The organism is Flavobacterium sp. KH_035 (genome assembly GCF_057839565.1).
In genome coordinates, this window is sequence record NZ_CM174492.1 from 4314396 (window position 1) to 4328895 (window position 14500).

At 35.7% G+C, this 14500-nt stretch carries 13 protein-coding genes; 6 read left to right on the forward strand and 7 right to left on the reverse strand.

All coding sequences use genetic code 11. The features are described 5' to 3' along the window. Positions 1-1089 carry an efflux RND transporter periplasmic adaptor subunit gene (locus tag AC3IS6_RS17665; protein WP_489161288.1) on the forward strand — a complete coding sequence of 363 codons (1089 nt, stop codon included), beginning with the start codon at positions 1-3 and terminating at the stop codon, positions 1087-1089. 4 nt (positions 1090-1093) lie between these two features. Further along, on the forward strand, positions 1094-1528 hold the full coding sequence (locus AC3IS6_RS17670; RefSeq protein ID WP_489161289.1) for a hypothetical protein: 435 nt from the start codon (positions 1094-1096) through the stop codon (positions 1526-1528). A 414-nt stretch (positions 1529-1942) separates the two neighbouring features. Here AC3IS6_RS17670 and AC3IS6_RS17675 read toward each other — a convergent pair whose 3' ends face one another. The 4 genes from AC3IS6_RS17675 to AC3IS6_RS17690 all read right to left on the reverse strand — a co-directional run bounded on the left by AC3IS6_RS17675 (position 1943) and on the right by AC3IS6_RS17690 (position 6370). Further along, on the reverse strand, positions 1943-2164 hold the full coding sequence (locus tag AC3IS6_RS17675) for a heavy-metal-associated domain-containing protein (protein WP_264530312.1): 222 nt from the start codon (positions 2162-2164) through the stop codon (positions 1943-1945). A gap of 591 nt (positions 2165-2755) precedes the next feature. Then, positions 2756-5176, reverse strand: coding sequence for a heavy metal translocating P-type ATPase (locus AC3IS6_RS17680; protein WP_489161291.1), 2421 nt, complete (start codon positions 5174-5176; stop codon positions 2756-2758). A gap of 88 nt (positions 5177-5264) precedes the next feature. After that, entirely contained in the window at positions 5265-5828 is a 564-nt protein-coding gene (locus AC3IS6_RS17685; protein WP_489161293.1) for a helix-turn-helix domain-containing protein, read from the reverse strand. 104 nt (positions 5829-5932) lie between these two features. Beyond that, positions 5933-6370: a hypothetical protein gene (locus AC3IS6_RS17690; RefSeq protein WP_489161294.1), complete on the reverse strand. Its 438-nt coding sequence runs from the start codon at positions 6368-6370 to the stop codon at positions 5933-5935. Between the two features lie 344 nt (positions 6371-6714). On the opposite strand from AC3IS6_RS17690, the gene AC3IS6_RS17695 reads away from it, so the two are divergent. Beyond that, a complete protein-coding gene (locus AC3IS6_RS17695; RefSeq protein WP_489161295.1) occupies positions 6715-7191 on the forward strand; it encodes a hypothetical protein in 477 nt (158 codons plus the stop codon). Between the two features lie 102 nt (positions 7192-7293). Here AC3IS6_RS17695 and AC3IS6_RS17700 read toward each other — a convergent pair whose 3' ends face one another. The 3 genes from AC3IS6_RS17700 to AC3IS6_RS17710 all read right to left on the reverse strand — a co-directional run bounded on the left by AC3IS6_RS17700 (position 7294) and on the right by AC3IS6_RS17710 (position 10885). After that, positions 7294-8844, reverse strand: a complete 1551-nt coding sequence (locus AC3IS6_RS17700; RefSeq protein ID WP_489161297.1) for a peroxidase, FMP-type — start codon at positions 8842-8844, stop codon at positions 7294-7296. 743 nt (positions 8845-9587) lie between these two features. Further along, the gene (locus tag AC3IS6_RS17705; RefSeq protein WP_281924823.1) at positions 9588-10034 is read right to left on the reverse strand and encodes a hypothetical protein; all 447 of its coding nucleotides are present in this window, start codon (positions 10032-10034) and stop codon (positions 9588-9590) included. 215 nt (positions 10035-10249) lie between these two features. Beyond that, complete coding sequence (locus AC3IS6_RS17710) at positions 10250-10885, reverse strand: hypothetical protein (protein WP_489161299.1); 636 nt, start codon at positions 10883-10885, stop codon at positions 10250-10252. A 526-nt stretch (positions 10886-11411) separates the two neighbouring features. Here AC3IS6_RS17710 and AC3IS6_RS17715 point away from each other — a divergent pair. From AC3IS6_RS17715 to AC3IS6_RS17725, 3 genes are all read left to right on the forward strand, one after another. After that, positions 11412-12197 carry a hypothetical protein gene (locus AC3IS6_RS17715; RefSeq protein ID WP_489161301.1) on the forward strand — a complete coding sequence of 262 codons (786 nt, stop codon included), beginning with the start codon at positions 11412-11414 and terminating at the stop codon, positions 12195-12197. A 65-nt stretch (positions 12198-12262) separates the two neighbouring features. Further along, entirely contained in the window at positions 12263-12946 is a 684-nt protein-coding gene (locus AC3IS6_RS17720) for a response regulator transcription factor (RefSeq protein WP_489161303.1), read from the forward strand. Next, positions 12943-14310, forward strand: a complete 1368-nt coding sequence (locus AC3IS6_RS17725; RefSeq protein ID WP_489161305.1) for an ATP-binding protein — start codon at positions 12943-12945, stop codon at positions 14308-14310. The genes AC3IS6_RS17720 and AC3IS6_RS17725 overlap by 4 nt, the downstream gene beginning before the upstream one ends. Positions 14311-14500: the final 190 nt, after the last annotated feature.

Consider the following 14500-nt stretch of genomic DNA (forward strand, 5'->3'; position numbering starts at 1 on the left):
ATGAAATTAGTCTATTATATCCTTATCGGAATTGTATTTGCATCCTGCAATTCAGAAAATAAAAAAGAAGTGAAACCGGCAGCAATGCCCATGATGATGATGCAGAATTTTGAAACGGTATCCCTGAAAAAGAGTAATCCGTTAGTTCCTTTAAAACTTGCCGGAGAACTAGTCTCCGACAAGGAAACGGCCATCTACGCAAAAGTAAACAGCTACGTAAAAAAACTTTATGTCGACATAGGTTCTCCGGTAACTGTCGGACAAATCATCATGGTTTTGGAAGCACCCGAGATTCAGGCGCAGCTGGCAGCGGCAAAATCCAAATGGAAAGCACAGGAAGCCATTTACATTGCTACCAAATCGAACTACGATCGAATGTTTAAGGCCAATGAAACTAAAGGAGCTATTGCCAAGGATGCTTTAGACCAAATTACCGCCAGAAAACTATCCGATCAGTCACAACTAGAGGCTGCAAAATCTGCTTATCAGGAAATACAGGTTATGAATGATTATTTGGTTATCCGAGCGCCTTTTAACGGAATTGTTGCCGAAAGAAATGTTGATCCCGGTTCTTATGTAGGCCCAATGGGTAAAGGGTCTGACAAACCTTTATTGGTACTTCAGGATAATAAAAAACTGCGTGTTTCGCTCTCCATTCCGGAAGCCAATACACCTTATTTAAACTTAGGAGATTCTATACATTTTAAAGTAACTTCTCTTCCACAGAAAAAATATAGTGCTAAAATTTCGCGTAAATCGGGAGTTCTGGATTTCAAATTACGTTCGGAACGTATGGAGGCCGATATTATGAAAATATACGCTGAATTAAAACCTTTAATGGTGGTAGAAGCTATGCTTACATTACAAGCCAACGAAGCTACATTTTTTGTACCCAAAACTGCGTTGGTAGAAAGCAATATGGGGATGTATCTAATTCAGGTTATAGCCGGAAAAACTAAAAATATACCGGTAGCCAAAGGACGTGCATTGCAGGATCAGGTTGAAGTATTTGGTGCACTAAATGACGGCGACAACATTCTAATGAAAGCCACTGAAGAAATAATAGAAGGAACAAAAATTAAAAAATAAAACAATGAAAATACTTGGCCGCTATTTCCTTATTGCCGCAATGGCTGTAGTAATGATCTCGTGTAAAGATCAGGAAAACAAACCACAGAATCAGGCATCAGACCAAAAGGAACTAACTATAAAAGACACTACTGCTGTTTCAAAAGGAACTCCTGTGCCCAATGATGAAGTTTGTATGGTAAATGATCTGCACATGGGTAAAAAACAAATGGAAGTTCCGTTTGACGGAAAAATGTATTATGGCTGCTGCAACATGTGCGTAGAACGTATCCCAAGTAAAGAAAGTGTTCGTAAAGCAATAGATCCGCATACCGGAGCAAAAGTCGATAAAGCAACAGCATATATTGTTTCATTGAACAAACAAGGAAATGTAGCTTACTTTGAGTCGGAAGAGAATTATCAGAATTTCATTCAGGCAAACAAAGAATTAAAAAAATAAAACCTGAAAAAACAGACTCATTTTTCGAGTAAGCATACCAAAAGGGCTGTCCGAATTATCTCCGGACAGCTCTTAATTTTTTAAGCTAAAAATTACTTTACTATTTTTCTTAAAACTAAAAAATAACTCTTTCTAAAATCTAATATTAAAATTTAATATATAACCAATTATTATTAAATATAAATTAATAAAATACAAGTTATTAAAATACTTTATTTTAATAATTAATTTAACTATAATTATCGTGTTTTCATTAGTAATCAACCATATACACGATAATCATTAATACCTTTTACTTAAAGTATTACTTTTAAAAAAAATAAGCCCGATAAAACATCGGGCTCACTTTCAATTCGGTAACGATAAGCATTAACTTTTGTTTAAAATCTGTAATCAAACAGAAGTCTTAAAAGATTAAATTTCTAAAGGTTCTGCTTTAAAACCTTTCGCTTTAATAATAGCAATTATTTCTTCGGCAGTAGCACCATCCGATTGAACGGTAAGTATTTTATCTGCATTAGTAGTGTCTACATTCCATTCACATATCCCAGCTGCATTGTCCAGGTCTGATTGTACTTTAGAAACACATCCGCCGCAGTTCAGGTTTGTTTTAAATTGAAAATCTTGCTTTTCCATTATATTGATGTTTTAATTGTTATTTTATACTACAAATTTCCGTCAATTAAACCGTAATCCTTATACACTATTCTGTATTAGATTTATGAAATTTACTGATTGCAGTATCTTGTTTTACTTCATCCATTAATTCATTCAAATTGCCAGTTGGCAGGTATTAAAAAACAAAGCAGTAGAAATTGCTATTGCCCTTTCAGGGCAATATTTACTTTAATTTAGCAGATAGTGCTTCGCACCATACTGATGCTTTTGCTCTTTCAGAGCAATACCCCTCATAATACTCTATAAATTATAGATGAGAAGGCTCTTTTCTTTTTAAATATTCTCTTTATCGTAGACTGCGTTAGGGATGAAAGCGGTATCCTTTTGCGATTTCTGTTATTTTTATACCAGACAAAAAATCTCCATCGCAAAAGATTTAGCGGACAGCCCGACCCGGAGGGGAACGCCATAGTAATTAACCAGAAACCTGAATTAATTAGTCTAACGCCTTTTCCAGGCGTTAGACTAATTAATTCAGTCAAATGATATACATATAAAAACGGCGGCCCATAATCTTTGGAACCGCCGTTTGACAAACGCATCAAGAGTTTATTTTTTCCATTTCAGACGCAAGCTGTTGCTCACTACGCTCACGCTGCTCAAAGCCATGGCAGCTCCTGCAATCATAGGGTTTAGTAAAAATCCATTTATCGGATACAATATTCCTGCAGCAAGCGGAATACCAATAAGGTTATAAATAAACGCCCAGAATAAATTTTGTTTGATTGTCGCAACCGTTTGCTTAGACAGGCGAATCGCCTGAGGTATTTTAGTCAAATCAGATGAGATTATTGTCATTTTTGCTACATCCATTGCAATATCACTTCCCTTGCCCATCGCGATACTGACATCGGCAGTTGCCAGAGCTGTACTGTCGTTGATACCATCACCTACCATTGCCACTGTTTTACCTTGTTGTTGTAATTCTTTTATAAAATCAGCTTTGTGTTGTGGCAGAACTTCTGCTTTATAATGTTTGATTCCCGTTTGTGCGGCAATCGCTTTTGCAGTCGCTTCGTTATCTCCCGTTAGCATATACAGCTCAATATTCATCTCCTGCAATTCTTTGATCGCCTGAACAGAGGTTTCTTTGATTTTGTCGGATATCGCAATAACCGAAAGTGCCCGCTTGCTATTGGCAAACCAAATCACGGTCTTAGATTCTTTGCCCCATTGCTCTGCCTGATTCAATAATGAATCTGCAATAACAATATTATTCTCTGCTAACAATTTCTTGTTCCCTACATAATATGTTTCATCTTTGTAAGTGGCTTTTGCTCCTTTACCGGTAATACTTTCAAAATGAGATAGTACTACAGCTGATATACCTTCCAGGTTTTTTACTACGGCTTCCGCCAACGGATGTTCTGATTGCTTTTCAATACTTAGCAAAACTTCTTTGGTTGCATCTGTATCATCTAGCCATTTTATACCTGTCACTTGAGGTCTTCCTTCAGTAATAGTTCCTGTTTTATCCAGTACGATAGCAGTCACCTTTCTTGCCAGTTCTAAACTTTCGGCATCTTTGATTAATATTCCGTTTTCAGCACCTTTACCTACACCTACCATAATTGCCGTTGGTGTAGCAAGTCCCAAAGCACAAGGACAGGCAATAACCAATACTGTAACAGCAGCCAATAGCGCTTGAGCCACAGCATTATCTCCACCCAGAACAATCCAGGCAATAAAAGTTAGAAGTGCGATACCAATTACTATCGGAACAAATATACCGGCAATCTTATCAACTAATTTCTGTACGGGGGCTTTGCTTCCCTGCGCGTCCTGAACCATTCTGATAATTTGGGCAAGCATCGTTTCTTTACCTACTTTAACCGCTTTAAACTGAAAGCTTCCTTTTTGGTTAATTGTTCCCGCAAACACTTTTTCATTTTCTTTTTTCAATACCGGAACCGGTTCACCGCTTAACATACTTTCATCCACATAAGAATGACCGGAAATAACCATACCGTCGACAGCAATTTTTTCACCTGGTTTTACCAGAATAACAGCTCCAACATTTACCTCTTCAATTGCCACTTGTTTTTCTGTTCCGTCGGGTTGAATAACCATCACGGTTTTGGGCTGTAAACCCATTAACTTTTTGATCGCTGATGAGGTGTTACCTTTAGCTTTTTCTTCTAATAATTTACCAAGAAGGATAAACGCAATGACGACTGCCGCTGCTTCAAAATATACGTGGGCATGTAGTCCGCGTTGGTGCCAGAAATCCATGAATAACATATTAAACACACTAAACAAATAGGCAATTCCAGTACTCAAAGCCACTAATGTATCCATATTGGCCGAGCGATGTTTTGTTTGTTTCCATGCATTTACAAAGAAATCTTTACCGAGCCAAAGAATTACGGGTGTAGAAAACAGCCACATAATCTCATTAGCATAAGGCATATCCATAAAGAACATCCCTATCACTACTACGGGTAGCGACAGCAGAACGGCCCAGATGGTTTTGTTTTTTAGTTTTTTAAATTTCTCTGCGTGAATAGCCTCTAGAGATTCCTGTTGTTTCGATTCGTCTAAAATTAGCAAGTCGTAACCAACGGCCTGAACAGCTTTTTGCAGTTTAGAAGCATCTGTAAGATTGGGAAGATACTCTACGGTAAGATTTCCTGTTGCAAAGTTTACCGATGCATCCACTATTCCCAGTTCATAAGATACGATACTTTCTGCACTACCGGCACAAGAGGCACAAGTCATTCCTAAAACTGGGAATGTATTTTTAACTGTTGGCACACCATATCCCAGGTCTTTTATCGCCTTTACGGCATTACCAACAGTTTCATTGTCTTTAACGGTAATAGCAGCCCTGCGGTTGTTGACTTCTACTTTGTGGGTTTCAACGCCTTTAACTTCTGCTAATCCTTTCTCTACGATTAATGCACAGTGCTCGCTCTCTACATCTTCCAGCGGAATGTAAATTGTTTCCTTACTATTATAATTTGTTGCCATAATTCGCTTCTTTTATTATACCTGCAAAGTTGGCAACAATAGCACTGAATTCTATTGTGGAATTATGGATTTGATTTGTAAAATTTACTTAGACCTCATCTAAAGGTTTTCTTTTTTCTGTCCGAATTTGTTTGAAGTGACTTGGTGTTAATCCGGTTACTTTTTTAAACTGATTGCTCAGATAGGCAACACTTGAATAGTTTAAGCGTAAAGCTATCTCGCTAAGTGATAACTCATCATAAACCAAAAGCTCTTTTATTTTTTCGATTTTTTGAGCTATAAAGTACTTTTCTATGGTAGTACCTTCCACCTCAGAAAACAAATTTGAAAGATAGTTGTAGTCATGATTGATTTTCTCGCTCAGGATATCAGACAGGTTATTTTTGGTATCATTATCCTGATGATGTACCAGGTCAATAATGATGTTTTTTATCTTTTCGATGATTCTGCTCTTTTTATCATCTATGACTTCAAATCCTAGCGGAACCAGTGCTCCTTCCAGTAAGTTTCTTTCCTCCGGGTATAGTTCTCTCGTCAGCGTAACTTCTCCCAGCTTAATATTGGTAAAGTCCAAACCGAGTTTTTCGAGTTCGTTTTGAACTACCATAATACAACGGTTACAAACCATGTTTTTAACAAATAATGTACTCATAATCTCGTTTGATCAGAATTTTTAATTCAGTATGTATCTACAAACTTAGCATTAAAATTCAATTAACCATACATCCAATTATCTAACAAATGATATGCAACAAGCTAAAGAAGATTATAAATCGCGATAAAGAAAAAAATTACACCTAATCCAAATGAAATTCCGCTTAGAACCAAGAAGACATTTGACAACTTTAATGTTTTATACAGACCTTTCCTTTCTTTGTTTATTTTAACTATATCGTCATTCTTCTGAGTCCTTAATAAACTAATAAACCAACTCATTGAGTCTGTGGCAAAAAACCTGTGACACATACAAGTACCTGAACAAAAAACAAAACATACTAACGCGATAATAAATCCGGAGTAATCCAATTCAGCCGCAAATCCTTCTCTTTTCATTTTCGCAACGAGAAGCGTACCAAATCCTCCAATGGCTAACAGAGAAAGCCGAAGTAATTCACCTGTAAATTTGATATAATTTTCAGAAATGATAAAGTCCGCTTTATAATCCGATTCGTCAACTCCGTATACTTTTACCATAATAAATAATTGTTAATTGGTTAATCTCTACCTTTAAACTTATCGCTATCAGCTGTTAATGCTGAAATCACGGAGTAAAAAACAAATCAAATATACCAAGCCCAGAAACATAAAAATCAAGTGTTTATACTTGATTTTTATAAGCATAACAACTCAAAAAAATTATTAACCAAATACGGTTTTCCTTTTTATTCTTCCATATATATTCAATATTTTAGCAAGAATTCAAAATCCAATTTAGTTGGAATTGCATATTGCTAAAATGAAAAAGTTTAAAGTTCTTTCTGCTTAAATCAGGATAGTTTAGTAAATAAAAAATTAATTTTTACAATAAAACACTACTTATGAAATTTTTAGTTATTTCAGGTGCACCGCAAACGGGCAAAACTACAGCAATTAATAAAATTGCGGAATGGTTAACGATTGGTCTTACAACAGATATACACGGAAATCCATTTCCTTCTTTTTTACCAAATCCCAAAGGGAAATACAATGATTTTTCTATTGTCTTCAATCGACATGGAAAAAAGATTATAATTCACTCTGCGACAGACGATGAAAAATGTATGGATGGCTTAATAAAAAAACTAAAACAAAACCCAGATACAGAAGTCGTTATAACCTCTTGCAGGGATATTAACAGGGAAAGGGATTATTTTATTGCAAACATAAAGCCTTTTGCCACTTTCTTTTTAGAATGTCCTTTAGGTAAAATTACCCGAAAAAATATCCACAGGCTTACTGCTGCCAACAAATGGTACAGAGACACCTTATTACTTATGCATCAACATATTCTGTCAAATAGCCCTTATCATTTATAACCTCTGAAACACATCTGCACTATCAACTTCAACTTGAAGTCATTTTCTTCAATTCAAGCTATCATAAAACAAAACAACAACCCTTAGGTTGTTGTTTCTTGTTTACTCTTTCTTATAAGGACATTCCGAAGCAGCTCCGGATGATCCTGCTTTATAACTTCCCGGGAATTGCTCTTCTATTAAACGTTTCTGATCAGGAGAAACATCTTCAATTTTACGAAGTGTATTGACTTGAATGTGCGGCCAGCTTGTAGTACCTCCGTCGTCTCCGAAATCAAATTCGAAAAATATAACCTGCTCGTATTGCAACTGAAGAATTTCTTTATCATTTTCAAAAATTGTTTCTACCCACATTCTCATGTTCATTTCGACCGTAGGAACAAAACGATTCACAAACGGAACATTTAATATCCCTCCTTGTGCTCCTGTTTTATTTTTGGACGACAATTCTATCAATACATGGTTTCTTACCTCTTTTTCGCCTTTCAACGTATCACGAAGACGTAAATCCGGTCTTACAGAATACGGATACAAATGATTTGCCAGTATTCGCTGGGTGTAGATTTTATTTTCACCTTCATCATTTACATCATCTAATTCCTCAAATACCCAAGGCGGTGGTGGTGCGTCAAGATTTATAGGTTCTTTACTTGCACCAGCTCCTCCCATTGTTCTCGAAATAGAGAGATGATTATAGTCCCAAGCCGCAAATCCTTCAGGAAACTCCGGCGCTCCTTTAACTAAATAGCCTTGTTTACCGGGAGTTAAATCGCCTAACAAAGTGATTGTACTTCCATGTGGAATTACGCCGCTTCGGGAGATCGAATAATCGGGTATAAAATATGGTCCGGTCTGACCCGCTCCTGCTTTTAATTCTTTAGAAGCAATAATCTCATAATATTTGCGTCCGTTTAAGTTTTCCAGCGTTACATATTCTTTCTTCCCCTGATCGTTCTTGATTAGAAAAAGAGTTTCGTCCTGATATCCGCTTTTGTATAAATCTTTGTGCTTGTTATTTGGTGATACTGCATGTACACCGCGATCTTCTTTAATTGTTTTATCTGTTGCCGCATAATTAAAAATATCACTCAACCATAAATACATACCGTTCTCTTCGTGAATCGGGGTATATAATAAAGAATCCTGCCCCGGTATGCTGTTTACGCTTTTAATACTTTGCTCGTATTTTACTGCTCCGCAAAACTGCTCATTTGCACCTCCACGGTTGCGAACGCCTCCGGGTACGAGATTAAAAGTCAGTTTTTCGATATATTCTTCGCATTCGAAGCTGTATTTTCCCGGAATGGTCCCAGCACTAGTACCAGGCGAAGGCATGATGGTGGTATGGATGCCGCTACCCACTAATTTTTTTTGACTCTGGTTGTCATTGTTATTGTTGTAGCTTACCCAGGTACCTTCTAATACTCTTAAAATACCATAATCTACATTGTTTACAATTGTTTGCAGATCTTCTTCATAAAAAGGTCTGATTGGATCTTCAATCTGAACTTTTTGATACTTAGACATCAGCTTGTGCAATACTCCTTCTTCTTCCTGAAGAACTCCTAACACCTCTTCATTTGCCTTTTGAGCAAAATCAGAAGTAAGCTGATTTAAACTTCCTCCTTCTTCAAGGTCTTTGCGTTTTAACATAATATTCTTTTTTTAGCGTTAATAAGTTGTTTATTCAAAAGTCGCCCTCACATTCTCCTATCCGCTCAACGTTTTTTAATCCTGTAAAAGCCTTTCAAGCCTATCTTTTTTTGATGTAAAATACGGGGTAATTTACTGTTAGATTAAAACCAAACATCCCGTTCAAAAGGTGTTCAGAGCTATTTCTAAGGGTTTAAATCTTTACCAATTAATTTCTTACAAGATTGTAAAGTAACCTAATTTATAGCGATTGAAGACAAGTATTAATACCTGTTTTGCGGGTAGGGAGACCAGAAAAAACACATCGTCCTTCTTCATTTTTCAGTTTAACAGTAACGAGAAAATTAACTACAACTTACCCTGCAGTTGAAACTGCGCGCTATATTAAAATAGTATGGGTTTTCACAACAGATCCGGAAATGCTGAACGATTAATAGCATCAATCATTGCCTGTGGTTTTGATAATAGAATATAGTATACATTACTACTCTCCCTGCAGTTGAAACTGCAGGCCATATTAAACTAGGATGAAATTTCATAACAGATTCAAAGACACTAACCGATTATTAGCAGGAAACATAGACCTCGCCTTAAATCATTAGAAAACAACGAAATACGAAGTAAAAATTTGATTAAGACAGAAGTTCCAAATTTTCATAGAATTATTTTAAACAAAAAAACCTCCAAAATCAAATGACTTTGGAGGTTTCTATTTTTTTTGTGGAATGAATCCCTATTTTACATTAGTTAATGTCGTTAAACTCGTGTAATGACTTCAATGTGCTTTCGTAAAATAAAATTGCAGCAATTAAATTTCCTTTATCTGAATAAGGCATCATTTTTCTCTGGAAATCTACCGTTGTATCCAAAAATGTTGTTGTTCCTTCGGCTTGACCGTCTAATACTTTTTTGTGTTCACTATCGTCCGGAATACCTAAGTCAGACATCGTTACTCCAGGTTTTGTAACCAAAGCGATGTACGGAAGTGTTTTTACTAAAACTTTAATACGCTCAATGTATAATTCCAAAAGTTCTCCTTTTTGCATACCACTCAATTCTTTTTGATCATGGTATTTGCGGATAATAGCTGTTGTACTGATTATACTTCTTGGAGCATTCTTTGCCTGTGCTGAAATAGCACCAGTTGCCAGAAAGAAAAAGAAACTTACTAAAATAATACTATTTTTCATTTTATTAATGTAATTGGTTGTTGAGGAAAACAAAAGTATACAATTTAACTTAAGCCGCAACTTTAATGATTCCTTTTTTTTAAAAAATTTTAACAATTTGTATTATATCAATCTATAAGACAATTCTGAGGTGCTGGAGAGCACATTTTACGGCTATAACAATTCATCATATTTTTAAGAAACCTGAAAATTTTTACAGAAATTCTTCCCGTCTCTTACGATTTAATTACCCTAAAACGTCCCGGATACTTTATCCAGATACTTTTTTTATTTCCGTAATAGTCCATAAAATCTTCACAAACAAAAACGGCATGTGCCGTAGACCAGGCAACAACTCCACAAAATTCACTTCCCGATTGTCGCTTTAGCTTTAACACTTGTTTGCCTTCTTTAAACCCTAAATATTTGTAAATCGTTGGAGTGTATACTGAACCATCTTCCAAATCCTCCAATGCTTCATCAAAAGTTGATATCTTATCTATAATTTGCTTGTATTTTGCCATTACAGCGTAGGTCAATATTGCATAATCTGTTATTTTTTCGCTTTCACAATTATCTTTTATATAGATAAAACCAGCAGATATTGTGGCTTTATTTATTTCTTCTTCTTTCAGATTGAATGATGCATTATTTTTTAAAATGATTTTATGTGAGTTATCCTCCATTTTCTCATTTACAAAAAGATTGTCTAACCCATAAACATTTAAAGAGGCTTTAATAAAAGCAATCGATGAACAATTGGTGCGTTCTCCCTGCTTAAAACTTTCGAATATTTTATCTGAACTTAATTGTGAATAAGAATTTGAACTGACAAACATTAAAAATAAAAATATTGAAGTAACAGCTTTCATTGTCTTAAAGTTTTGTAATTGCTCCCCAATTCATTTTTGGGAATATAATTGATTCTACAAATCTATAAAAATCAACTCATACTTGTTCTTAAGTTTTATCAAAAAATGTTAAGGACACACTAAGTAAATCCTTTTGAAAGAGTTACGACTATTTTAACCAAAAGCTTGCCTTGTTTTGGCATAATTGTTTTGACTTTCCGTGATTTTAAATCAATTAAATACGATGGTAATCTTGTTAGAACCAGTGAATATCTAATCGCGTCTTTTTGTATCGAAAATCTCTATTCCACAATTAACCTGCTTCTATTAAACAAAATCTACCCTTCAATAAAACCGTATAAACACCTGTTTTTAAACCAATTAAAACCACTAATCCGTTTTTTAACTAATTTTACATTATCCAAAACTTACCCCCCTGACTATCATTCAAGATGATACTATTCCGGCAGGTAGAAAATGATTTTTTTTAGAAGTACTTCATTTTGAAAATAAAACAGAATCAACTCATAAATTATAACAAACTATCATGGCAACAACAGTACCTCCAGACAAAAAAAGCAATTACGAAAAATTATTTGCTTCCTGTATCCTTAAAGAAGCTAAGTATCCTGAAATCGATGCGCTGGTAGCAAAAATAGTCTCGAACAAAACCAGGTATCAATCTGTGGGTGATCCCTTAAATATTCCCTGGTATATCATTTCAATTATACATTGTATGGAAGGTAGTTTAAGGTTTGACACTCACCTTCACAACGGTGATCCGCTTACCAAGCGTACGGTTCATGTTCCTGTGGGGCTTCCAAAAGCAGGAAACCCGCCATTTACATGGGAATTCAGCGCTAATGATGCTTTAATCTACGACAAACTAAACTCATGGACCGATTGGAGTATGTCGGGAATTCTCTACAGACTGGAATTGTTTAATGGCTTAGGTTATTACAAACAAGGAATTAATTCACCTTATTTATGGAGTTATTCCAACCACTATACTAAAGGCAAATACGTACAGGATGGTAAGTATGATCCAAACGCAGTTTCCAAACAATGCGGCGCCGCTGTTTTGTTGCGACGTATGATGGAGCAGCATTTGATTACCCTGCCCAATCCCCACATCGTAGAGCGCATACTACTTCAGGGAAATAAAACAAGCTATTACTCGGGAACGGTTACCAGCGAAGCAACAGAATTACAAAAACTGCTAAATAGTGCTGGAAGCGTCCTAAGAATTGACGGCAAAGCGGGAGAAAGAACTTCAACCGAGTATTTTAAATATAGCAAAACGTATCTAAAAGGAGATCCCAGAAGAGTTTAAACCCCATCTTTAATTAGTCACTATTTTTTTTTCCATTCTACATTCAATCGTATAACTTTGTAGAGATGAAAATTTTAGTAGTAGAAGACGACCAAAGAGTGGCTGAGTTGATTCAGCGGGGACTTACTGAACATGGATTTTTCCCTACAGTGGCTTATGATGGTCTCTCTGCGAAAAAACTGATGTTGCAGAATCCTTTCGATCTGGTTATCACAGATATTATCCTGCCTAAAATGGACGGGCTTGATTTGTGTAAAGAGATACGTTTGATAAAACCTGATCTTCCTATCATTATGTTAACTGCTTTGGGCTCAACAGATGATAAAGTGGAAGGTTTTGATGCGGGAGCCGATGACTATCTCACAAAACCCTTTGAAATGAGGGAACTGTTAGTTCGTATCAGAGCTTTGCTAAAAAGAAGCGGTAGTAATTCAATCCATACCACCGGGTTTATTTTGAAGTATGACGAACTTGAAATGAACCTGCAAACCAAAAGTATCAGAAGAAATGAAACTGAAATAAGCCTTACTCCAAAAGAGTTTAAACTTTTAGAGTATATGCTCCAAAATCCCGAACGGGTGCTTTCCCGAGTAGAAATAGCCGAAAAAGTGTGGGATACTCATTTTGATACCGGCACCAATTTTATTGATGTCTATATCAACTATCTGAGGAAAAAAATTGACAGGGATTATGATAAAAAACTCATTCATACAAAATCGGGGATGGGATTTATTTTGAAAACAGAATGAAAATAAGAACCCGGCTAACCATATTATTTACCCTTGTCACAGCCACTATTCTATTAGTGTTTGCTGCTATTATTCTAATTTCGGCAAAAGAAAACAGAGAAAAAGAATTTTATGCTTTGTTAAAGAAAGAGGCGATTACCAAAGCCAATTTATTTTTGAATGCAGAAGTCAACAGTAAAACACTACAGGACATTTACAAAAACAACAGAGCAACCTTAAACGAGGTTGAAGTTGCCATCTATACACCTACTTTCCAATTACTCTATCACGATGCTGTTGATATTGACGTGGTTAAAGAAACCAAGTCAATGATTAATGAAATTGCCCGTAAAGGCGAAATAAAATTTTATCAAAAAGAATGGCAGGTTATAGGCATGACCTATCGGTTTCAGGGGAAAGAGTACATTATTACCGCCGCTGCATACGACGGATTTGGCTACATCAAATTCTATAACCTCCTTGAGACCTGCATCATCGTTTTTATCTTATCGATTTTGTTGCTGTACGTCGCCGGTCGCTTTTTTTCGAAAAAAGCATTTGAACCAATTGTAAAAATGACCAACAAAGCCAAAACCATTTCGGCTACAAATCTTGATCTGCGACTGGACACTTCCAAAAACAAAGATGAAATTACCGAACTGGCCACCACGTTCAATAAAATGCTGAACCGTCTCGAAAATTCCTTCGACTCTCAGAAACAATTTGTTTCAAACATTTCACACGAACTACGAACACCGCTTTCTGCAATTATTGCCGAATTAGAACTCTCAACCCATAAAGAACGCAATAACGACGAATATAAAATAGTCATTCAAAATACTTTACAGGATGCTAAAAAACTGGCCAAACTCTCCAACAGTTTGCTTGATCTTGCAAAAGCCAATTATGATCCTTCGGAAATTGCTTTTAAACAACTTCGTATTGATGAAGTTTTATTGGATGCCCGCCAACAAGTTCAAAAGTCAAATCCGGACTATAACATTACCATCCACTTCGAGAACGATTTTGAAGACGACAGTCAAATTTCAATTCATGGAAATGAATATCTCCTAAAAGTTGCTTTTGTCAATTTATTTGAAAATGGCTGTAAATTTTCTAATGATCATCAAAGTATTGTATCTATTTCGTTTCTCAATAATAAAATAGAACTTCATTTTTCGGACAATGGAATTGGTATTTTACCCGAAGAACTCGAACACATTTTTACTCCATTCTACAGAGGTTCCAATAAAATTCACGCCGATGGAAATGGTATTGGTCTTTCCTTAACAAGGAAAATCATTCTGCTCCACAAAGGGAATATCACCGTTACTTCCAAAAAAAATAAGGGAACAACTTTTATCGTAGCGTTCAACTTACAATAGCATTTTTTCAATTCTATAGCTTCTCTATCCACTCTCAAATGGCTGTCACAAAAAGCATGACAAGGCAGGCATAAAAACCACACAAATACACTCTATTTCAACACATTAAATACATTTTACTCACTATTAGCTTTAAAAAGAAATATCCTGTATTTTATTCCTAATACTTGCATCAAACAGCGGTGTATTC

Excerpts from the sequence above, each read along its gene's own strand:
- AC3IS6_RS17665 (WP_489161288.1), top strand. The coding sequence starts at position 1 with ATGAAATTAGTCTATTATATCCTTATCGGAATTGTATTTGCATCCTGC.
- AC3IS6_RS17670 (WP_489161289.1), top strand. The coding sequence starts at position 1,094 with ATGAAAATACTTGGCCGCTATTTCCTTATTGCCGCAATGGCTGTAGTA.
- AC3IS6_RS17675 (WP_264530312.1), bottom strand. The coding sequence starts at position 2,164 with ATGGAAAAGCAAGATTTTCAATTTAAAACAAACCTGAACTGCGGCGGA.
- AC3IS6_RS17680 (WP_489161291.1), bottom strand. The coding sequence starts at position 5,176 with ATGGCAACAAATTATAATAGTAAGGAAACAATTTACATTCCGCTGGAA.
- AC3IS6_RS17685 (WP_489161293.1), bottom strand. The coding sequence starts at position 5,828 with ATGAGTACATTATTTGTTAAAAACATGGTTTGTAACCGTTGTATTATG.
- AC3IS6_RS17690 (WP_489161294.1), bottom strand. The coding sequence starts at position 6,370 with ATGGTAAAAGTATACGGAGTTGACGAATCGGATTATAAAGCGGACTTT.
- AC3IS6_RS17695 (WP_489161295.1), top strand. The coding sequence starts at position 6,715 with ATGAAATTTTTAGTTATTTCAGGTGCACCGCAAACGGGCAAAACTACA.
- AC3IS6_RS17700 (WP_489161297.1), bottom strand. The coding sequence starts at position 8,844 with ATGTTAAAACGCAAAGACCTTGAAGAAGGAGGAAGTTTAAATCAGCTT.
- AC3IS6_RS17705 (WP_281924823.1), bottom strand. The coding sequence starts at position 10,034 with ATGAAAAATAGTATTATTTTAGTAAGTTTCTTTTTCTTTCTGGCAACT.
- AC3IS6_RS17710 (WP_489161299.1), bottom strand. The coding sequence starts at position 10,885 with ATGAAAGCTGTTACTTCAATATTTTTATTTTTAATGTTTGTCAGTTCA.
- AC3IS6_RS17715 (WP_489161301.1), top strand. The coding sequence starts at position 11,412 with ATGGCAACAACAGTACCTCCAGACAAAAAAAGCAATTACGAAAAATTA.
- AC3IS6_RS17720 (WP_489161303.1), top strand. The coding sequence starts at position 12,263 with ATGAAAATTTTAGTAGTAGAAGACGACCAAAGAGTGGCTGAGTTGATT.
- AC3IS6_RS17725 (WP_489161305.1), top strand. The coding sequence starts at position 12,943 with ATGAAAATAAGAACCCGGCTAACCATATTATTTACCCTTGTCACAGCC.